The organism is Rhodoferax sp., from assembly GCF_034519335.1.
Taxonomy (GTDB): Bacteria; Pseudomonadota; Gammaproteobacteria; order Burkholderiales; family Burkholderiaceae_C; genus Allorhodoferax.
Genome location: NZ_JAXHOL010000017.1, coordinates 32,915 through 53,516, shown reverse-complemented (window position 1 = coordinate 53,516; position 20,602 = coordinate 32,915). Strand labels below are relative to the sequence as shown.

The following is a 20,602-nucleotide window of genomic DNA, read 5'->3' as shown; positions in this document are numbered from 1 at the left end:
ATCTTGGTCTACAGTGTGTATGTTTGCTGCGAAAGACGCATCAAAGTTTATGGGGGCAGTAATGCCTTCGGTTTTTGGTAAAACTGGTTTCTTTTTTTAACCTGATAGAGAACTGAGAGAAGTTATGAACGTTAAATCTACTGTGCATATGAGCCTGTTGGCCGCCACTTTGGCCGCCAGCTTCCAGGCAATCGCTGCCGATCCAGCGGTGGTGTTCGACATGGGTGGCAAGTTCGACAAGTCTTTCAACGAAGCCGCCTACACCGGTATCGAAAAATGGAAGAAAGAAACCGGCAAGAAGTACCTTTCTTTTGAAATCACCAACGAATCTCAACGCGAGCAAGCCATCCGCCGCATGGCCGAGCGTGGCGCCAGCCCCATCATCGGCATTGGTTTTGGTCAAGCTTCCAGCATTGAAAAAGTGGCCAAGGAATTCCCCAAGCTGCAATTCGCCATCATCGACATGGTGGTGGACCTGCCCAACGTGCAATCGGTGGTATTCAAGGAGCAAGAAGGCAGCTTCTTGGTTGGTGCCATGGCTGCTATGGCTAGCAAAACTGGCAAGGTCGGTTTCGTGGGAGGCATGGACATTCCCCTGATCCGCAAGTTCGAGTGCGGTTACAAGCAGGGCGCCATGTGGGCCAACCCCAAGGCTGAAATGATTGGCAACATGACCGGCACGACCGGCGCAGCCTGGAACGATCCCGCACGCGGTGGTGAGCTGGCCAAGGCGCAGTTTTCCCAGGGTGTAGACGTTGTGTTTGCCGCTGCAGGCGGCACAGGCATTGGCGTTTACCAAGCAGCCAAGGACAGCGGCAAGCTGGCCATCGGTGTGGACAGCAACCAGAACCACATCCAGCCCGGCACCATGCTGACTTCCATGCTCAAGCGCGTGGACGTGGCTGTGTACAACGTGGCCAAGGGTCACAAGGCTGGCATCTCTGTGTTGGGCCTGAAAGAAGGTGGCGTGGACTATGCAGTGGACGCGAACAACGCCAAGCTGGTGACGGCCGACATGAAGAAAAAGGTGGAAGCTGCCAAGGCCGACATCATCAGCGGCAAGATCAAGGTTGCCGACTTCATGGCTGACAACGCCTGCAAGTTCTGATGTAAGCCCGGTCTGAGCGAGGCAGATGTGCCCCGAGCTCAGGCCCAACAATGAAAGCCCGCGGTGCTGCACAGCGCCGTGGGCTTTTCACTTCATTGCAAGAGCCCCCAAGAGGAGCAGGATTTGAGTGCAGATAGCTTGAGCCCCCGAGGCGGACCCTGGGCCGTTCACATGCAAGGCATCAACAAACGCTTTGGTGCGGTGGCCGCCAACGCGGATGTGGAGTTGCGCGTTGCCCCGGGAACGGTGCACGGCATCGTGGGCGAAAACGGTGCAGGCAAGAGCACCTTGATGTCGATTTTGTATGGGTTCTACCAAGCCGACACTGGTACGGTGGAGGTGGCTGGTCGTCGTGTGACGATCCGCAACGCGGACGACGCGATCGCCCAGGGCATTGGCATGGTGCACCAGCACTTCATGTTGGTTGACACCCTGACCGCACTAGAAAACGTGATGCTGGGTGCAGAGCCCCATTGGCTCCTGCAAAAGGCCGACGCCACTGTGCGCGGCAAGCTCGAGGGCCTGATGCAGGCCACTGGCCTGCAGGTCAAACTGGACGCGCTGGTCAGCGATTTGCCGGTGGGCGATCGCCAGCGCCTGGAAATCTTGAAGGCGCTGTACCGCGGCGCCAAGGTTTTGATTTTGGACGAACCGACCGCAGTGCTGACTCCGCAGGAGACGGAACATCTGTTCAAGGTATTGCGCGTGTTGCGTGAGCAAGGCACCACCATCCTGCTGATCACCCACAAGCTCAAAGAAGTCATGGGCCTGTGTGACCAGGTCACCGTGATGCGTGGCGGCCGCGTGGTGCAGGAACTGGCGATTGCCGAGGCCTCGATCGAAAAATTGGCGGAAGCCATGGTGGGCCGCAAGGTGCAGATGGGACGGTTGGACCAGCAGGCACGCCCCGTGGGTGAGGTCTTGCTGGAAGCCAAGGATGTGATGGTGCGCGATGCGATGCAGGTGGTGCGCCTGCATGGCCTGAACCTGCAGTTGCGCGCCGGAGAGATAGTGGGTGTGGCGGGTGTGTCCGGCAACGGCCAGAGCGAGCTGCTGGATGTGTTGTCAGGCTTGCTGGCACCGCAAGAGGGCAGCCTGCACCTTGGCGGTCGCAGCTTCGCCGTTGCCGACTGGCTGGACCCGCGCACCGCACGCGCCCTCGGCTTGGCCCATGTGCCGGAAGACCGGCATGCGCGCGCCATGGTGATGGACTTTGTGGCGTGGGAGTCGGCGGTGTTGGGCTATGACGGGCTTCCGGAATACGCCAGCCACGGTTGGATGGCCCATGGCCGCATGCGCCAGGCCACGGCCCGCATGATGGAGCGTTTTGATGTCCGCCCCCGCGATCCGGAGCTGGGCAGCAGCAAGTTCTCGGGCGGTAACCAGCAAAAGCTGGTGCTGGCACGAGAGATTGGACAAGCGCCCAAGGTTCTGCTGGTGGGACAACCCACCCGTGGGGTGGACATTGGGGCGATTGAATTTATTTACAGCCAGTTGCGCGCCATGCGCGATGCCGGCTGTGCCGTTCTGGTGGTTTCCAGCGAACTGGATGAAATTTTGGCGTTGTCGGACAGGGTGATTGTGATGAACCAAGGGCGAGTCACCGGGGAGTTGGCCATAGCCGATTGCACCGAGGCTGGTTTGGGCTTGTTGATGACCGGAGGTGGGCAATGAGTGCGTCCTACCCCTTGCCCCGCTGGGCTGATTTGGTGCTGCTGCCCGCGGTGTGCCTGATGGTGGCCTTGTTGGCGGCTGCCGGTGTTGTGGCCCTGGTGGGGCAAGACCCTGCAGAGGTCATTTCAGTGCTGATTCACGGGGCTTTTGGTACCCAGCGTGGCATTAGTTACACGCTGTACTACGCCACCACATTCATCTTCACCGGGCTGGCGGTGGCCGTGGCCTTCCATGGTGGCTTGTTCAATATCGGTGGCGAAGGCCAGGCAATTCTGGGTGGCTTGGGCGTCGGTCTGGTCGCCCTGTGGTTGTCGCATGCCTTGCCCGCCTGGGTCATGTTGCCGCTCATGGTGTTGTCGGGCGCCTTGTTCGGCGCGGCGTGGGCGGCGGTGCCGGCCTACTTGCAGGCCTACCGCGGCAGCCATGTGGTCATTACCACCATCATGTTCAACTTCATCGCGAGCAGTGTGTTGGTGTACCTGTTGGTGAACCACCTGCGTCCTGCGGGCTCCATGTCGGTTGAGAGTGCTGCGTTTGCAGACTCAGCCAAGCTTCCACCCATGCACGAAGCGTTGGCTTGGCTGGGCATTGAGTGGTCTGCGTCGCCCCTGAACGTGAGCTTGTTCCTGGCCTTGGGGGCAGCACTGGCGATTTACCTCTTCTTGTGGCGCACCCGTGCGGGCTACCACCTGCGTGCCGTGGGTTCTAGTGCCAGTGCGGCCGAATACGCGGGCATTCGCTCACGCCACCAAGTCATCATTGCCATGGCCATTTCGGGTGGTTTGGCGGGTCTGGTCGGGATGAATGAGATTGCTGGAGTGAACGGTCGCCTGTTGTTGGAATTTGTCAGCGGCGCTGGATTTACTGGCATTGCGGTGGCGCTGATGGGCCGCAACCATCCGGTGGGCATTGTGTTCGCCAGTGTGCTGTTCGGGGCGCTGTTTCAGGGCGGGGCTGAAGTGGCATTTGAGGTAACCGGTTTTAGCCGTGAAATGGTAGTGATGTTGCAAGGTTTTATCGTGCTGTTTTCCGGGGCCATGGCCTATGTGATTGCGCCCCGCTTGGGTTGGGTGCTGGTGCGTGTGTTTAAGGTGGGAGTGCGCCATGGATGAGTCCCTGATTTATGCCATGCTGGCCTCCACGTTGCGGGTTTCTACCCCGCTGGTGCTGTGCGCCTTGGCAGGTTTGTTGTCCGAACGTTCGGGGGTGGTGGACATTGGCCTGGAAGGCAAGATGTTGTTTGCCGCCTTTGCGGCGGGTGCCTGCGGTGCGGTGTACCAGTCCACGGCGTTGGCCCTGCTGGTTGGCATTCTGGTGTCCACGGCCCTGTCGTGGATGCATGGCCTGGCCTGCGTGAGCCACAAGGGAGATCAAGTGGTATCCGGGGTGGCTATCAACATCATTGCGGCTGGAATGACCGTGGTGTTGGGCATTGCGTGGTTCGAGCAAGGCGGGCAGACCCCGCCAGTGAGTGACGTGGTGCGCATCCAGCCGCTGTTTCCTGCGCTGCAAGCCTCTGTGCAGACCATTCCTGTGGTGGGTAACTTTATTGGCGTGGGCTTGTTGAGCCACAACGCGCTGGTGTACTTGGCGTTTGCACTGGTGCCCGCTACGTGGTGGCTGCTGTTCCGCACCCGCTTTGGCCTGCGCCTGCGCGCAGTCGGTGAAAACCCACAGATGGTGGACGCGGCCGGAGTGTCTGTGGCACGCTTGCGGTACAGCGCGCTCACGCTCAATGGCATTTTGTGTGGCTTGGCCGGTGGTTACCTCGTGCTGGCCCAGAGTGCCAACTTCTCGGCCAACATGACGGCGGGCCGGGGGTTCATGGCTCTGGCAGCGCTGATTTTTGGCCGTTGGCACCCGGTCGGGGCTTTCTGGGCGTGTTTGTTGTTTGGTTTCCTGGATGCGGCAGCCATTCGCCTGCAGGGCGTGCAGGTACCGGGCATGGGAGAGGTGCCTGTGCAATTCATTCAGGCGCTGCCCTATTTGCTCACTGTGGTGTTGCTGGCCGGCTTTATTGGCAAGGCGGTTGCCCCACAAGCCCTGGGGAAACCTTACACCAAGGAGCGCTAGACTCGAGCAGACATGGCATCTACGGTATTGGTCAAGGTCGTGGGGTTCAGTGATGTTGAGCGGCATTCGCTCAACACCTTGTTTCGCCTTTCCGGGCGGGAAGGGCCGCACTACACCCTCTGGACTCCGGATGCAGCCGGCCCTGCTCAGGTGGCCTTGATTGATGTAGACAGTTACGAAGCCGGCTTGGAGTTGGTTTCGCCTAGTTTCAATCCCAATTTGAAGATGATTTGTGTAGGGGCAGAGGCACCTACGCTGGCTTGGCGGACCGTTCAGCGGCCGGTGGATTGGGCCGCCTTGGTGGGGCTGCTGGATGAACTCTTTGTGTCTTCCGCAGACGTCGATATCGACATCAGTCTGGAAGACCCGCCTGCTGCACCCTTGCCACCTGGCGTCAAGTTGGCGCTGCTGGCAGGCCTGCCACTAGAGGCCCGCCTTTACCTGCGCGCCCGCCTGGCCTTGGCTGGCATCACCGCGGTGGACGAAGTGCAGACAGTGGCCCACATGGATGACAGCGTGAAGGCCAGGCGCTATGACCTGGTGCTGGTGCACGTGAATGACGACGCGGTGGACCCTTGGGTGTTGGTGAAACACTTGCAAGACTTGGAAAAACCGGTGCGCAGTGTGGTGGCCGTCTCTGCCAACTCCAGTTGGAAAACAGCCAATCTTGCCGAACGCATGGGGTGTATTGGTTTAATGGAAATGCCATTTAACCCCCTGCAGGTCATTGGCTTGCTGCAAAAGGTCTAGTTGCGTCGGCGCTTGGGGCGGCGCACATCGAGGCTGCGTGCCAGGCTGCTCTCCAGTGGCCAAGGTTCCCCACACATGCGGGCGACCAGCAATTCGGCGCCCAGGGCTGAAAATGTCAAACCCCGCGCTCCCATGCCAGCGTGAATCCAGAGCGAAGGTATCGCTCCGTTGAGCCCATCATCAAGGGCACCGACCCAAGGCAAACGGTCGTGGGTGACACAACGGGTGGCGGACCAATGCAGCACTTCATTGCGTGCAAATGCAGGTGCCACATCAGCCCCGACGGTCGGCAGCAATTCACACAAACGCTGTGCATTGGCGCGGTGTTGATCCGCCAATGGGGCGAGCCTGTGACCGGCTTGTTCCGGAATCCGATCCGGCTCAAATGTGGAGCCGACTAACCAGGCGGCCCCGCCCTCCAGCGGCACTTGCGGCAAAAAATTGCCGTGGCCGTTGACCGGGTGTGTGGGCCAATGGGCGGGCAGGGGCCGGCTGTTGTGCGTGGCGTAGCTCACCGTGCCATGGACTGCGTGCAGAAACTCCAGCCGTTGTACCAAGCCTTCAGCCAGAAAGTGCCTATGGGCGGGGTTCAGCATCAGGGGAACGCAACCAGTGGCATTGGCGAGAACCACCAGTTCCGATTCGGCCCAAATGTTGCCATCCGGCCCCATCAACTGCCACAGGCCTTCCCGTCGCTGCATACCGGCAACCGGGGCGTCATACCTGCAGTGGATAGCCGGGTGGTCAAGCCAGGCTTGCACCAGCCGAGCCGGGCGTATCCAGGCACCGCCGGCATGCCAGCGGGTGGTGCCCAGCTCCAGGTCGTGCTCCTGCACCCCCGTGGCTTGCCAGTCGCGGCCGTCCTCAAGCAGGGCTGCAGCATGTTGCAGCATCAAGCTTGCGCCGACCCGTGACATGCGGGAACGTGGGCTGTCGTCGGCCGACACATGGGGCACCACCAGGCCTGCGGGTAGTCCCGACGCACCACCCGCAGCCGCCGCATGTTGGTCCAGTACCGTGACCTGCCAGCCGCGCCGCGCCAAGGCACGAGCCACGCTGGCACCGGAAATACCAGCACCCACGATGGTGCAGCGGCGCGCACGAGTGGCTGGGGGTGCTTGGTCGCGTGCACCCAGAGACCAGCGAGGTTGAAAACATGCCGTCAGTCGGTTGCCGTCTTGTTGCACGTCCACATAGCCCGCTTCAGTCAGCCATGCGGGGGCTTCTGGCGATGTGATGTCTAGCGACAGGCGGGCACCGCGCTGGCTGCAACGTGCCAGGGCTTTGATGCGCCACTTGTCCCAATGGTGGTCTGTGGGGCGTGCCCACACGGTGTTGGCCAGAAAGCTCTGTTCTGCCATCAGGGCCGCAGTGTCGCCTACACACAGGGTGAGCGAGAGCTGGCCTTCAGCCAGCAAGATGCGGTGCTGGCCGGAACCCAGATCGGCACACGCCAACGCCAATGCATCGGCCAGCGGCTGCCAAGGGGCTGCGGTTTGGGCGGTTTGCCGGGTCCGTTCAGGCAGCTGCTGTGCCTCGGCCAACGTGAGCATGCCCACGTAGTGCAGCATGCATGGTCGATGGACATCGGCTTGCCAGCTGTGCCAACAGTGCAAAAAGGGGGCGATGTCAGCGAAGCCGGTGTCCAGCACGGTCCAGGCTGGCAGGCCAGCCCAGGCGTGCGGCAGTGCGCAGGACGCGAGCAGGCGCCGTGGCAGGGAGCCTGCGTCATCCACGCGCGGCCTCAGGCGCTGGGGGGAACGTAGCCTTGGGCAGCGTCGGCACCATCGCCGAAGAAGTGGTTTTCCATCTGGCGGGCCAGGTACTGGCGCGCGCGCGCGTCGGCCAGGTTCAGGCGGTTTTCATTGACCAACATGGTCTGGTGCTTGAGCCAGGCTGCCCAGGCTTCCTTGCTCACGCTCTCCCAGATGCGTTTGCCCAGCTCACCGGGGTAAGGCGCAAAATCCAGGCCTTCAGCCTCTTTGCCCAGCTTGATACAGTTGACGGTGCGTGCCATGGGGAAAACCTCTTAGTCGGTGGTGTGAAAATCAGAACCGCGAATCTTATTCGGTTTGGCCCAAGCCCTGCAGACCCAGGGAACTTCGGCCATGTGTAGGGCACCAACCCGCAACGCCGCCTGCCGGCCGCGCAACAGAACGAGGAATTGATTTTGAACTTGGTTTTCAGCTGGATGGACATCGCGCCGCGCCGCGTGTTTGGTTTGGTGGTACTGGCCTGCGTGGCCATGCTGGCATTTGGCATGTACCTGCAGCATGTGGTGGGCCTGGAGCCGTGCCCGATGTGTATTGTGCAGCGCTACGCTCTCATTTTGGTAGCTATCAGCGCAGCATTGGCGGGGGCTAGTGGCCGAAAAGGCTTGCAAATCACCGGTGCGGTGCTGCTGCTGGTGTTTGCGGTGGCGGGGGCCTATGTGGCGGCCCGGCAGAGCTGGCTGCAGTGGTACCCGCCCGAGGTGGTGTCCTGCGGGCGCGACCTGTACGGCATGATCGAAACCTTCCCGCTCAAGCGCGCGCTGCCCATGATCTTCCGTGGCGGCGGTGACTGCAGCAAGATCGACTGGACTTTCCTGGGCGGCACCATTGCCAACTGGTCTTTCCTGTGTTTTACAGGCTTCGCCGGCTTTGCCAGCCTGATGATCTGGCGCCGGTTTAAAGCTTCTTGACCAGCACCTGGCTCTTGCGGTCCCAGTTGTACTTGCGCTTGCGGGCCTCGGGCAGCCAGTCCGGGTCCACCTGCACAAAGCCGCGCTTGATGAACCAGTGCATGGTGCGGGTGGTCAGCACGAAGATGCTGTCCAGCCCCGCCGCCTTGGCGCGTTGCTCCACACGCTTTAACACCCGCTCGCCGTCGCCCTGACCCTGCACATCGGGCGATACGGTCAAGGCCGCCATCTCGGCGGTCTTGGCTTCGGGGTAGGGGTAGAGCGCCGCACAGGCGAAGATCACGCCGTCGTGTTCAATGATGGTGTAGTTGCCCGCATCGCGCTCGATCTCGGTACGGCTGCGCTTGACCAGGGTACCGTCGCGCTCAAAGGGCTCGATCAGTTGCAGGATGCCGCCCACGTCTTCTTCGGTCGCCTCGCGCAGGCTTTCCAGCTTCTCGTCCACCACCATGGTGCCAATGCCGTCGTGCACATACACCTCCAGCAGGATGGCTCCGTCCACCGAAAACGGAATGATGTGGCTGCGTTCCACACCCGCCTTGCAGGCCTTCACGCAGTGCTGCAGGTAAAAGGCTACGTCGGTCGGTTGGTTGGCTGCGGGCAGGGCCTTGAGCAGCTTTTCGGCGGCGGCCAGGGGCAGCTCGGTGTCGATGGGGTTGTCTTCGCTGGCGGCTTGCATGGGGTCCATGCGGATGCCGGGCACTTCGGTCAGAAAGATCAGCTTGTCGGCCTGCAGTGCGGTGGCCACGCTGGTGGCGACCTCTTCCATGGCCAGGTTGAAGGCCTCGCCGGTGGGCGAGAAGCCAAAGGGCGAGAGCAGCACCATGGCGCCCATGTCCAGCGTTTTGGTGATGCCAGCAATGTCCACCTTGCGTACCAGGCCGCTGTGCTGAAAGTCCACCCCGTCCACAATGCCCACGGGCCGTGCGGTGATGAAGTTGCCCGAGATCACGCGCACCGTGGAGTCTGCCATGGGCGTGTTGGGCAGGCCCTGGCTGAAGGCAGCTTCAATCTCATAGCGCAGCTGGCCTGCAGCCTCCTGGGCGCAGTCCAGCGCCACTTCGTCGGTAATGCGAATGCCATGGCTGTACTTGGGCGTGTGCCCCTTGGCCTTGAGCTGCTCGTTCACCTGCGGGCGAAAACCATGCACCAGCACAATCTTCACGCCCATGCTCTGGATCATCGCCAGGTCTTGCGCCAGGCTTTGCAGCTTGCCGGCGGCAATGGCCTCACCTGCAATACCCACCACAAAGGTCTGGTTGCGGAACTTGTGGATGTAGGGCGCAACCGACCGGAACCAGGGGACAAAGGTGAAGTTGAAGACAGAGGTCATTGCGGTGGCGGATGCCGGTAAATAAGTGGGCAGGGCGGGGATAATCTGCAATTCTCTACGAAGACCGCCCTTTGACAGCCAGCACGTTAAAAATCGAATTTCCTGAGTCGCTCCCGGTGTCGGGCAAACGCGACGAAATCATGGAGGCCATTGCGGCGCACCAGGTGGTCATCGTCTGTGGCGAAACCGGCTCGGGCAAAACCACGCAGCTGCCCAAGATCGCTTTGGCGATGGGCCGGGGCAAGCTCAACTACCCAGAAGGCCAGCGTGGCAAGCTGATTGGGCACACACAGCCGCGCCGCATTGCGGCCAGCAGCGTGGCCAAGCGCATTGCCGAAGAACTGAAAACGCCGCTGGGCGATGTGGTGGGCTTCAAGGTCCGCTTCAACGACCGCTTGGGCAAGGATGCATCGGTCAAGCTGATGACGGACGGCATCTTGCTGGCCGAGACGCAGACCGACCCGCTGCTCAACGCCTATGACACCATCATCATTGACGAGGCGCACGAGCGTTCGCTGAATATCGATTTTCTGCTGGGCTACCTGCGCCAAATCCTGCCGCGCCGCCCGGACCTGAAGATCATCGTCACCTCGGCCACGATTGACGCACAGCGCTTTGCAGACCACTTCGCCAGCCGACAAGGCCCCGCGCCCGTCATCATGGTGTCGGGCCGTACCTTTCCGGTGGAGCAACGTTACAGGCCGTTTGAAGAGAGCCGCGAATACGACTTCAACGATGCGATTGCCGATGGCGTGGATGAGCTGTGGCGCGACCCACAGCACCAAGGCGACATCTTGGTATTTCTGCCTGGCGAGCGCGAGATTCGCGAGGCGGCGGACCATCTGCGCAAGCACCTGAGCCACCAGCCGGTGATGCGCAATGCGGAAGTGCTGCCGCTGTTTGCGCGCCTGAGTCCGGCCGAGCAGGACCGCATTTTTGACGGACACACCGGGCGACGCATTGTGTTGGCGACCAACGTGGCCGAAACGTCTCTTACGGTTCCTGGCACTCGCTATGTGATCGACGCAGGTACAGCACGCATCAAGCGCTACAGTTTTCGTAGCAAGGTGGAGCAGTTGCTGGTGGAGCCCATCAGCCAAAGCTCGGCCAACCAGCGCGCCGGGCGTTGTGGCCGCGTGGCCAACGGTATCTGCATACGCCTGTACGACCAGAAAGACTTTGACGGACGGCCTCGGTTTACCGACCCCGAAATTCTGCGTAGCTCGTTGGCGGGTGTCATTCTGCGCATGAAGTCGCTGCACTTGGGCATCGTGGAGGACTTTCCGTTTCTGGAGCGCCCCAGTGGCCGTGCGATTGCCGACGGTTACCAGCTACTCAATGAGTTGGGCGCGGTGGACGATGCGAATGAATTGACGCCTTTGGGGAGCGAGTTGAGCCGTTTGCCGCTGGACCCGCGCGTGGGCCGCATGTTGCTGGAGGCGCGTAGCCGTGAAGCGCTGGACGAAGCGCTGGTGATTGCCAGCGCGCTGAGCGTGCAAGACGTGCGCGACCGCCCCATGGAAGCCCAGCAGCAGGCTGATGCCGCGCACCAAAAATTTGACGATGAGAAGAGCGAATTCTCTGGCTACCTGAAGCTGTGGAAGTGGATTCACGACGCCCGTGGCGGTTCGCAAGAGGCCACCCCGGGTGTTGGGGCGGGCAGGCGTTCTGCGCAGGTAAAGGAGGAGCCCGCAAAGCGGGCGGGGGACACGGAGCAGAGCGTCCGGCCGACCCAGCGCCCAGCGCACACCACAACTCACACTGCAACGCACAAACTCACCAACCGCCAATACGAGCAACTGCTGCGGCAGAATTTCGTCAACATGCGCCGCGTGCGCGAGTGGAAGGACATTTACTCGCAGTTGCATACCGTGGTGGCCGAACATAAATGGCGCTTGAACACCAAGCCCGCTAGCTACGAGCAATTGCACTTGTCCATGCTCTCGGGCCTGCTGGGCAATATCGGCTGCAAGCTCGAAGAAGGGCAGAACGGCGAGTACCTGGGCGCACGCAGCATCAAATTCTTTGCCCACCCCGGCGCGCACCTGACCAAGAAGCCGGGCAAGTGGATCGTGGCCTCTGAGTTGGTGGAAACGACGCGCCTGTTTGGCCGTGGCATTGCCGCGATCGAACCGCAGTGGCTGGAGCAGGTCGGCGGGCATCTGCTCAAGAAGCAGCTGCTGGACCCGCACTGGGAAAAGAAGGCGGCCGAGGTGGTGGCGCTGGAGCGGGCCACGCTGTATGGCATCGTCGTCTACAGCGGGCGCAAGGTGAACTATGGCCGGGTGGACCTGGCGGGTGCGCGCGAAATCTTTATCCGCGAAGCGCTGGTGGGCAAGGAGTGGGAGACCACGCTTCCGTTTTTGGCGGCCAACCAAAAACTCATCAAACAGGTGGAAGACCTGGAACACAAGGCGCGCCGGCAGGACGTGCTGGTGGATGACGAGCTGATTTACGCGTTCTACGACCAGCAGTTGCCGGCCGATGTTTGCAGCGGCTACAGCTTTGAACGCTGGTACCGCGAAGAGGTGAAGAAGCAGCCCGACTTGCTGAAGCTGACACGTGAGGAGCTGATGCGGCACGAGGCGGCGGGCATCACCACGGCGTCGTTCCCCAAGACGATTCGTCTGGGTGGCGTGGACTGTGCCGCCACCTACCTGCACGAACCCGGCGATGCGCGCGACGGCCTGACCGTGACCGTGCCGCTGTTTGTGCTCAACCAGGTGAACGACGAGCGCTGCGAGTGGCTGGTGCCGGGCATGCTCAAAGACAAGGTGCAGGCGCTGCTCAAGACACTGCACCAGCGCCCACGCAGCCGCTTGGTGCCTTTGCCCGATACGGCCGCCAAGTTTGCCGAGGCCTTGAACGCGCCCGAGAAATTTGGGACCGGTGGTTTGGTGGAGGCCGTGCTCAAGCTGGTACGCGATGCGACCAGCCTGGACATCGTCAAGGCCGACATCAAGGTCGACATGCTGAGTCCGCACTTCTTCATGAACTTCCGCGTGGTGGACGAGCATGGCCGCCAGATGGGGCAGGGCCGCAACCTGGGCGCACTGAAGGCCGAGCTGGGCAGCCAGGCGCGCGGGGCGTTTCAGGCGCTGGCCAGCTTGAAGTTGGCCCAAAACCAGACAGCGAGTCAGGAAGGCAGCAATCCCCAGGGGGCTGGGGCGACTGGGCGTTCTGCGCAGGTAAAGGGGGAGACCGCGCAGCGGTCGGAGGACACGGAGCAGAACGTCCAGTCGTTCCGGCACCCAGCGCCCGCCAACACTGCGCTAGCAGCTACAAAAACAGTAGCAAATACCAACACCGCCAGTATTCTGGATGGCCGCTTCACCGCCTGGAGCTTTGGCGAGCTTCCCGAGTTGCTGGAAATCCGCAAAGGCGGGCAAACGCTAATCGGCTTCCCCGCGCTGATCGACGCGGGCGACGCGGTGACAGTGGAGGTGTTTGACGAGCCCGAAGTGGCTGCCACCAAACACCGCGCCGGCCTGCGCCGCTTGTTTGCGATCCAGATCAAGGACGCCCTCAAGTACCTGGAAAAAAACATCCCCGACCTGCAGAAGATGGCCGTGTCGTACATGAACGTGGGCAAGGCCGACAACGGCAGTGGTGGCGGCACCATCGAAGAGCTGCGCGAGCAGATCATCGCCGTGGCGCTGGACCGTGCCTTTCTGCTGGACCCGTTGCCTGCGGACGAGTTCGCTTTCAAGCGTCGTATCGAGGAAGGGCGCGGGCGCCTGACGCTGATCGCCAACGAAGTGGCGCGCATGGCAGCGGTCATCCTGCTGGAATACGCCACGGCAGCGCGCAAGATCAAGGACACCAAGAACGCCACGGACGCCACCACCGATGCCCAGCAGCAGTTGAACCGCCTGATTTCCAAGAAGTTCTTGCAAGCCACACCGTGGGACCGCCTGCAGCACCTGGCGCGGTACCTGAAGGCCATCACCCTGCGGCTGGACAAGTACCGCGCCGACCCCGCGCGCGACGCGGCCCGTCTGAGCGAGCTGCGCCCGCAGGAACAACGCTACTGGCGCCTGGTGGCGGAGCGCAAGGGGGCGGTGGACGAGCGCATGGCCGAGTTCCGATGGTTGCTCGAAGAGCTGCGCGTGAGCTTTTTTGCCCAAGAGCTGCGCACGCCGCAGCCCGTGAGCGTGAAGCGGCTTGACAAGGCCTGGGCCCAGATCAGGGGCTGATGGGCTGGGGGCCGCTTGCGCCCTCAGTCCTCGGGCGGCAGCAGCATGGCGATGCGCTCGCTGATGGAGTCGGCCCGCTCGTGGCCGGCGATGGTTTCCACCGCGGCGATCATGTCACGGGCCGCGGCCAGCATGGAATCCCGGTCCTTGGCGTTGCGCAGCGCATCGCGGAAGGCTTCGGCCTGCTCCGGGGCGCGGCGCACAAACATGCGCTCGCAAATGTCGAACAAAAACATGCGCGTGGTGGCCAGCGAGCGTTTGCCTTCAAAGGAGTCTGCGGCATTGCTCGGCAGGGTGACCTGCTCGGCCACCGCTTTGGGGGGCGCGGGTTTGGCCATTGGGTGTGCGGCAGAGGGGCGTTCCAGGTTGATGCCGACCAAATACCCTGCGGCAATCAACTCATGCGCCAAGGTCTGCGCTTGCCCGTTGAACAGATGTTCTACCGCATGCACGGTGTTTTTTCCGTCTGCCAGGATCAAAAGCGCGCGCTGGCGCTGGCCCAAGGTGCGGCTGCCGCCCTGTAACTCTGCCCGCGCTTTGTCGGTCTTTTGAAGTTGCATTCATCACCTCCAACGAATGCCCTGATTACAACACTGCAAGATGACAAGGGTGTGAAGGGCCGAGGGTTTTCCCCCGCGCTGATCAGCGTGGCACTACGCGCAGCAGCCGGCCGGCGGGGCTGTCGGTCAGCAGGTAGAGCAGGCCATCGGGTCCCTGGCGCACATCGCGCACACGTTCCCCCAAATCAGGGAGCAACTTGGTCTCGCGCACCACCTTGCCACCAAACGGGGCAGACAGCTCCAACCGCGCCAGGTAGCCAAACTTGAGCGACCCCACCACCAGGTTACCCACCCAGGCTTTGCCATAACGCTCGCTGGTGATGAAGTCCATGCCAGACGGCGCGATGGACGGTACCCAGTAATGCAGCGGTTGCTCCATGCCAGCCTGCGCAGTAAGCCCTGCGCCAATCTTGCCGCCGCCATAGTTCTCGCCATAGGTGATTGCGGGCCAGCCGTAGTTGCGCCCACGTGCTACGACATTGAGTTCGTCACCGCCCTGCGGTCCGTGTTCGATCTCCCACAGTGCGCCATCCGGCGCCCGCACCATGCCTTGTGGGTTGCGGTGGCCGTAACTCCAGATTTCGGGCAGGGCGCCGTCGCGCCTTGCGGCAGGGGTGTTGAAGGGGTTGTCGGCAGGAATGTTGCCGTCTTTGCCAATGCGCACGATCTTGCCGTGGTGGTTGTCCAGACGCTGGGCGTCATCTTTGCGGCTAAACCGTTCGCCCAAGGCCAAAAACAGCGTTCCGTCCAACTGGCCGCCCGCTTGGCGTCCTTCTGTAATTCGGCAGCCAAAGTGGGCGCTACTGGCCACCTTGGGTTGCTGGCTGAACAGCACTTTGACGTCTTGCAAGCTGCTGCGGTCGGCGGCCAGGGTGGTGCGCGCCAAAGCGGTGCTGTTACCGCCGGTACCGGGTTCGGCGTAGCAGAGGTATACCGTGCGGTTGCTGGCAAAGTCGCTGTCCAGCAGGACATCGAGCAGGCCGCCTTGGCCACCGGCCGCGACAGGCGGCACACCAGCCAGCGGTGCAGAAACAGCCCCATGGGCCTCCACCACACGCAGGGTGCCCGGTCGCTCCGTCACCAAAAAGCGGCCATCCGGGAGAAAGGCCAGTGCCCATGGGCTTTGCATTTGGGTAGCCACAGCCTCCACCCGCAGCGCGGGTGCGGTTTGGGCCAGCGCCGTACTGCAAGCCCACGCTGCCAGCCATAGGCCCAAAGCACGCCGGATGCGGGGGGAATATGCCATGCGGATTCTCCTTTTAAGCAAAATATGCCTCTGAGGCCCATGGATACTGCGCGAGCAGCTCCTGAATAAATAGCAATTTACAGGGCTTGCAGCCGCTCCAATGCTGCGTTCAAGGTGGTGTCCTGTTTGGCAAAACAGAAGCGCACCACGCGCTGGTCAAAACCATCACCATAAAAGGCGGACAGCGGAATGGCCGCCACGCCCACCTCGCGTGTGAGCCACTGGCAGAAGTCGGCCTCACCCAAATCGCTCACCTCCGAGATGTCCACGCACTGGAAGTAACTGCCCTGGCTGGGGAGCAGCTTGAATTTGGTGTGGGCCAGGCCCGCGCGGAACAGGTCGCGCTTGCGCTGGTAAAAGGCAGGCAGGTCGAGGTAGGGGGCCGGGTTTGCAAGGTAGGCGGCCAGCGCGTGCTGCACCGGGGTGTTCACCGTGAACACATTGAACTGGTGCACCTTGCGGAACTCCGCCATCAAGGGTGCTGGTGCCGCCACGGTACCCACTTTCCAGCCTGTCACGTGGAAAGTCTTGCCAAAGCTGGACACCACAAAGGCACGCGCCGCCAAGCCTGGGTAGCGCGACACACTTTCATGCAGCTGGCCGTCAAACACCATGTGTTCATAGACCTCGTCGCTTATCAACAGCACATTGGTGGGGGCGAGCAGGTCTTGCAGCGCCAGCATGTCCGCTTTGCTCCATACCGTGGCACTGGGGTTGTGCGGTGTGTTGATCAGCAGGGCGCGCGTCTTGGGCGTGATGGCTGCGCTGATCTTGGCAAAGTCGGGCCGGAAAGTGCCGGGCGTGAGCGGCACACGCACCACCACGCCACCGGCCAGCTCGATATTGGGCACATAGCTGTCGTAGCAAGGCTCCAGCACGACGACCTCGTCGCCTGGGTGCACCACAGCCAGGATGGCGGTGATGATGGCCTGGGTGGCGCCAGCGGTGATGGTGATTTCTAGATCCGGGTGGTAGACCTTGCCATGCAGGGCTTCAATCTTGGCGGCGACGGCTTGGCGCAATACCGGCACACCGGTCATGGGCGGGTACTGGTTGTGGCCAGCCTGCATGGCGGCGGTTACGGCATCTACGAGCGCAGGGTCGCAGGCAAAGTCTGGAAAGCCTTGGCCCAGGTTCACCGCCTTGTGTTCTGTGGCCAACGCCGACATGACGGTGAAGATGGTGGTGCCCACTTTGGGCAGGCGGGAGGTGAGGGTGGGGGTAAGGTACTGGGTCATGCTATCAGCCTCTGTCGGCGCGAAATGTCTTGGTCAGTGCCGCCGCGGAACCGGCTTTGCCGGGCCGCTGGTGGCGCCCCCTGAGGGGGAGGCGGCTGCAGGCCGCTTCGGGGGGGAATCACAGTTCATAGTCGTTGACATGGCCTTCCATGGCTTTGGCAATCAGGGCGCGGTCCAGGCGGCTGCTGAGCAACTCGGCAAAAGTGAAGACAAAGTTGCGCAGGTAGGCGCTGCGTTTGAATGCCACGCGCGTGATGTTCTGGCCAAACAGATAGCCGGCGGGGCGCACGACCAAGCCACCCTTGGCCCCATTTTTCTCCATGTCCTCCACCACGTCGGTGACGGCCATTTCCGCCGCAATGCCCACGCCCAGACCCAATCGCACATAGGTCTTGATCACATCGGAATCGATGGCTTCGAGGGAGATACGCGGCTCCAGCTTGCGCGCAGCAAAGGCTTGGTCGATCTTGGTACGGCCCGTAAAGGAGGGGTGGTAGGTGATCAGAGGCTCTGCGGCCACTTCTTCCAGGGTTACGCGTTCTTTCTGGGCCAACGGGTGGTCAGTGGGCAGCACCAGCACGTGTTGCCACTCGTAGCAGGGCAGGGTCACCAGCTCGGAATAGTTGGCCAAAGATTCAGTGGCAATGCCAATTTCGGCGACATCGTCAATCAGCATACGCGCCACCTGGTCGGGGGCACCTTGGTGCAGGCTCACGTTCACCTTGGGGAACGCGGTGCGCAACTGGGCCACTTTTTCAGGCAACACATACCGCGCCTGGGTGTGTGTGGTGGCAATGGACAGTGTGCCGCTGTCCTGCGAGCTGTACTGTTCGCCGATGCGCTTGAGGTTGCCGACTTCGCGCAGGATCAACTCAATACTCTTGAGAACGTGCTGGCCCGGCTCGGTAATGCGCTTGAGGCGCTTGCCGTGTCTGGCAAAGATGTCGATGCCCAGCTCTTCTTCCAGCTCGATGATGGCCTTGGATACGCCGGGCTGGGAGGTATGCAGAGCTTTTGCGGCCTCGGTCAGATTGAGGTTGCGTCTGGCCGCCTCTTGCACGAAGCGAAATTGGTGTAAGTTCATATCAAATTTCACCTAAAGATGAAATTCATTATGCATCAAAACATCTATTGCTAAGCGGATTCCAAGGCAATCTGGGCCAGCAGGTCTACCAGTTTTGCATTCTCTCCCACGGCCTTTTGCAGGCTGAGGGCAAGTTGCGGGTAGGTGTCGCGCAGCGCCTGTACCAACAACGGCAAATCTTCGCGTGCATGTTTGCCCACACCCAGAAACATGGGCACGATGCGTACCGAATGCACCCCTTGCGCCACCAAGGCCGCCACTGCAGTGGGCAGGTCGGGCTGGCTCAGCTCCAAGTATGCGCAGGCTACCAAGGCGGCGGGCTCCTTTTGGCGAATCTGTTCAGCAACGGCCTCCATCGGTTTGTGCCACAAGGGGTCACGGGAGCCGTGGGCAAACAGGACAATGCCGGTGGTAGAGGGGGTTGTCATCGTCGCAGGACCAGCCAAGCAAAGGCAGTAAGAGAAATCACCGAATAAATCAGCCCTGGCAACGCCGCGGTGAACCAGGGCTGCCAGCCTTGCAGGTTGCCCAGGTCGTTCATCACGTTGTTGAGCAATACAAAACTGATACCCGCCATGACGCCGCCAAAGGTGTAGCTGGCAATACCACCCGAGCGGAAGTGCAGGTAGGCAAAGGGCAGGGCCAGCACCACCATGACCAGGCAGCTCATGGGGTAAAAGACTTTTTTCCAGAACTGGATTTCATATTTTTGCGCGGACTGGCCGTTGGCATTGAGGTGCCGCATGTACTGGAACAGGTCGATGGTGCCCATGCGCTCGGGGCGTAATACGGCCGCCGACACCATTTCGGCGCTGACCTTGGTGGGCCAGCGGAAAGTTTCAAACTTGGCGCGGTCTGCACGCGGTGTAGCGCTTTCAGGAGCCGTGAATTCGGTGCGCTCCACGTCTTCCAACAGCCACGATTCGTCTTCGCCAAACTGTCCGGTTTTGCCCTGCGTCAGGGACACCAGGTAGCCTTGGTTGTCGAACTCGAAAATACGTACGTCTTCCATGCTGGCGTCCGGAGCGAGCGAGCCCACGTTCACGGCGTAGTGGCCGTAGGCTTGTTTTTCCTTGAGCCATGCCCCGGTTTTCCCTACCGACATGCTTCCCTGAAAACGCGACTTCAGCATCTGCGCCGTTTTGTCGGCCAAGGGTGCCACGTAGTCGCCCACTGCAAAGGTGAACAGGACAAAACCCAAGCCCAGCGCCATCAGGGTGCGCAGGGCCCGCCAAGGCCCCAAGCCGCTGGTTCGCAGGATGGTGAATTCCGAACTGCGCGCCAAGCGTGCCATCACAAAGATGGTGCCAATCAACACGGTGATGGGAAACAGCTCGTAGACGTGACTCGGGATCATCAGTGCCACGTAGATCAACGCCTGCGGAATTTGGTAGCCCACGGCCTTGATCTTCCCTACCGCTTGCAGCTCTTCGACCACATCAAAGAAAAAGAAGAGGGCTATGAATCCCAGCGTGACGAGGAATACCGCCACGAGCACTTCACCATAGAGCAGGCGCCGCAGGGTCTTCATGCACCATCCCCCGGTGTGGAGAGGCGCCGCCCGCGCAAACGGGGGGTCCAGTTGTAGTGGCGTTTGGTGAGCCAGAGCAGGCCCATCACCAAGGCACCTCCGTGCAAGGCCAATAAAAAGGTGGCGAACTCTACCTGTCCTGACGCAATCCAACTTTTGCCCAGTACAAGCAGGTTGAAGTAGACGATAAAGGTCAAGAAGGCAAAGCCCAAATTGCCAGCCCGCCCAGCACGCGGATTGACGCCGGCAGATGCCAGGCCAATCACAATGAAGTTCATGGCGGCAAAAGTGAGCCCGGCGCGCCAAGCCAGCTCGGCCAGATGCAGGGGGGTGGGCGTTTGCACCAGCTCCAGCGTGGTCTTTGCGTGAGCGGGGGCGTAGTCGCGTGTGGATTGGTCGTCTGCACCTACACGCGCACCGTAACGTTCGAACACACTTACCGTCATGTCTGCTTTGCCAGGCGTGCGTTCTAGGCGCTGACCGTGGTCCAGCACCAGAAATTTGTCGTCGCCGATCACCTCTACCCGGCCGGTGCGTGCGGACGTGATAGTCTCTTTGCCTTGTTCTTGTGTCGCAATAAAAACGTTGTTGCCGGTTTGCTGGCCGCGCGCGTCTTTTTCGATGAAGAACACCCGGTCGCCATTGGCGGACTCCTGAAATTGGCCGGGCTCTATGCGGGCGATGTCGCCTCGCTTGTCGTATTTGTAGCGAAGGTCTTCAATGCGGCCAAAGGCCCAAGGCAGGATCAGGAAAGCCAGCGCCAGGATCACCACCAGAATGGGCCAGGCAAAGCGAAACAAGGGATTGAGTAGCGACGCCAAACCACGCCCACTGCCAAACCAGATCACCATCTCGCTGTCACGGTACATGCGCGTCAGCACACTCAGCACCGCAATGAACAGGCTCATCGACAGAATGGTTGGCATGTCCGACAGCACCGTATAACCCATGATGATCATCACGTCAGCGGGGTTGAAGGTGCCACGTGACGCCTCACCCAGGGTGCGGATCAAGGTCATTGTCATGACGACAGTGATCAGCACCACCAGGGTGGCACCGAAACTGCGTGCCAACTCTTTGCGGATGGAGGAATGGAATAACATTGCGATGAACGAAAGCACGAATT

At 61.3% G+C, this 20,602-nt stretch carries 17 protein-coding genes; 7 read left to right on the top strand and 10 right to left on the bottom strand.

Translation table 11 applies throughout. From position 1 onward, the window contains the following. The first annotated feature begins 124 nt into the window (after nt 1-124). From U5O12_RS07230 to U5O12_RS07210, 5 genes are all read left to right on the top strand, one after another. Nucleotides 125-1,108: a BMP family ABC transporter substrate-binding protein gene (locus U5O12_RS07230; protein ID WP_322577983.1), complete on the top strand. Its 984-nt coding sequence runs from the start codon at nt 125-127 to the stop codon at nt 1,106-1,108. 171 nt (nt 1,109-1,279) lie between these two features. Beyond that, nucleotides 1,280-2,782 carry an ABC transporter ATP-binding protein gene (locus U5O12_RS07225; protein ID WP_322577982.1) on the top strand — a complete coding sequence of 501 codons (1,503 nt, stop codon included), beginning with the start codon at nt 1,280-1,282 and terminating at the stop codon, nt 2,780-2,782. Then, nucleotides 2,779-3,894: an ABC transporter permease gene (locus U5O12_RS07220; protein WP_322577981.1), complete on the top strand. Its 1,116-nt coding sequence runs from the start codon at nt 2,779-2,781 to the stop codon at nt 3,892-3,894. The genes U5O12_RS07225 and U5O12_RS07220 overlap by 4 nt, the downstream gene beginning before the upstream one ends. Next, nucleotides 3,887-4,855, top strand: a complete 969-nt coding sequence (locus tag U5O12_RS07215; RefSeq protein WP_322577980.1) for an ABC transporter permease — start codon at nt 3,887-3,889, stop codon at nt 4,853-4,855. Before U5O12_RS07220 ends, U5O12_RS07215 begins: the two co-directional genes overlap by 8 nt. A 12-nt stretch (nt 4,856-4,867) precedes the next feature. Next, nucleotides 4,868-5,605 (top strand): hypothetical protein, encoded by a 738-nt coding sequence (locus U5O12_RS07210; RefSeq protein WP_322577979.1) that lies wholly within the window; start codon nt 4,868-4,870, stop codon nt 5,603-5,605. On the opposite strand, the gene U5O12_RS07205 is transcribed toward U5O12_RS07210, so the two are convergent. After that, nucleotides 5,602-7,341 (bottom strand): FAD-dependent oxidoreductase, encoded by a 1,740-nt coding sequence (locus U5O12_RS07205; RefSeq protein ID WP_322577978.1) that lies wholly within the window; start codon nt 7,339-7,341, stop codon nt 5,602-5,604. The two genes, U5O12_RS07210 and U5O12_RS07205, sit on opposite strands and share 4 nt — an antisense overlap. A gap of 8 nt (nt 7,342-7,349) precedes the next feature. Beyond that, entirely contained in the window at nt 7,350-7,622 is a 273-nt protein-coding gene (locus tag U5O12_RS07200; RefSeq protein ID WP_087493783.1) for an oxidative damage protection protein, read from the bottom strand. Between the two features lie 174 nt (nt 7,623-7,796). Between U5O12_RS07200 and U5O12_RS07195 the strand changes: the two genes are divergently transcribed. Continuing rightward, the gene (locus U5O12_RS07195) at nt 7,797-8,288 is read left to right on the top strand and encodes a disulfide bond formation protein B (RefSeq protein WP_322578019.1); all 492 of its coding nucleotides are present in this window, start codon (nt 7,797-7,799) and stop codon (nt 8,286-8,288) included. On the opposite strand, the gene argA is transcribed toward U5O12_RS07195, so the two are convergent. Continuing rightward, nucleotides 8,275-9,621 (bottom strand): amino-acid N-acetyltransferase, encoded by a 1,347-nt coding sequence (gene argA / locus U5O12_RS07190; protein WP_322577977.1) that lies wholly within the window; start codon nt 9,619-9,621, stop codon nt 8,275-8,277. The two genes, U5O12_RS07195 and argA, sit on opposite strands and share 14 nt — an antisense overlap. Before the next feature lie 71 nt (nt 9,622-9,692). Here argA and hrpA point away from each other — a divergent pair, with 71 nt between their 5' ends. Then, entirely contained in the window at nt 9,693-13,817 is a 4,125-nt protein-coding gene (hrpA, locus tag U5O12_RS07185) for an ATP-dependent RNA helicase HrpA (protein WP_322577976.1), read from the top strand. A gap of 23 nt (nt 13,818-13,840) precedes the next feature. On the opposite strand, the gene U5O12_RS07180 is transcribed toward hrpA, so the two are convergent. From U5O12_RS07180 to lptF, 7 genes are all read right to left on the bottom strand, one after another. Further along, nucleotides 13,841-14,377: a hypothetical protein gene (locus U5O12_RS07180; protein ID WP_322577975.1), complete on the bottom strand. Its 537-nt coding sequence runs from the start codon at nt 14,375-14,377 to the stop codon at nt 13,841-13,843. Nucleotides 14,378-14,459: 82 nt separating this feature from the next. After that, nucleotides 14,460-15,623, bottom strand: a complete 1,164-nt coding sequence (locus U5O12_RS07175; RefSeq protein WP_416221459.1) for a PQQ-dependent sugar dehydrogenase — start codon at nt 15,621-15,623, stop codon at nt 14,460-14,462. Between the two features lie 77 nt (nt 15,624-15,700). Further along, a complete protein-coding gene (locus tag U5O12_RS07170; RefSeq protein WP_322577974.1) occupies nt 15,701-16,861 on the bottom strand; it encodes a pyridoxal phosphate-dependent aminotransferase in 1,161 nt (386 codons plus the stop codon). Between the two features lie 118 nt (nt 16,862-16,979). Next, entirely contained in the window at nt 16,980-17,945 is a 966-nt protein-coding gene (locus tag U5O12_RS07165; protein ID WP_322577973.1) for a CysB family HTH-type transcriptional regulator, read from the bottom strand. Nucleotides 17,946-17,995: 50 nt separating this feature from the next. Further along, complete coding sequence (locus U5O12_RS07160) at nt 17,996-18,373, bottom strand: CbiX/SirB N-terminal domain-containing protein (protein WP_322577972.1); 378 nt, start codon at nt 18,371-18,373, stop codon at nt 17,996-17,998. Further along, nucleotides 18,370-19,476, bottom strand: coding sequence for an LPS export ABC transporter permease LptG (lptG, locus tag U5O12_RS07155; RefSeq protein WP_322577971.1), 1,107 nt, complete (start codon nt 19,474-19,476; stop codon nt 18,370-18,372). Before lptG ends, U5O12_RS07160 begins: the two co-directional genes overlap by 4 nt. Then, on the bottom strand, nt 19,473-20,579 hold the full coding sequence (gene lptF, locus U5O12_RS07150; protein ID WP_322577970.1) for an LPS export ABC transporter permease LptF: 1,107 nt from the start codon (nt 20,577-20,579) through the stop codon (nt 19,473-19,475). Before lptF ends, lptG begins: the two co-directional genes overlap by 4 nt. Nucleotides 20,580-20,602 lie beyond the last annotated feature (23 nt).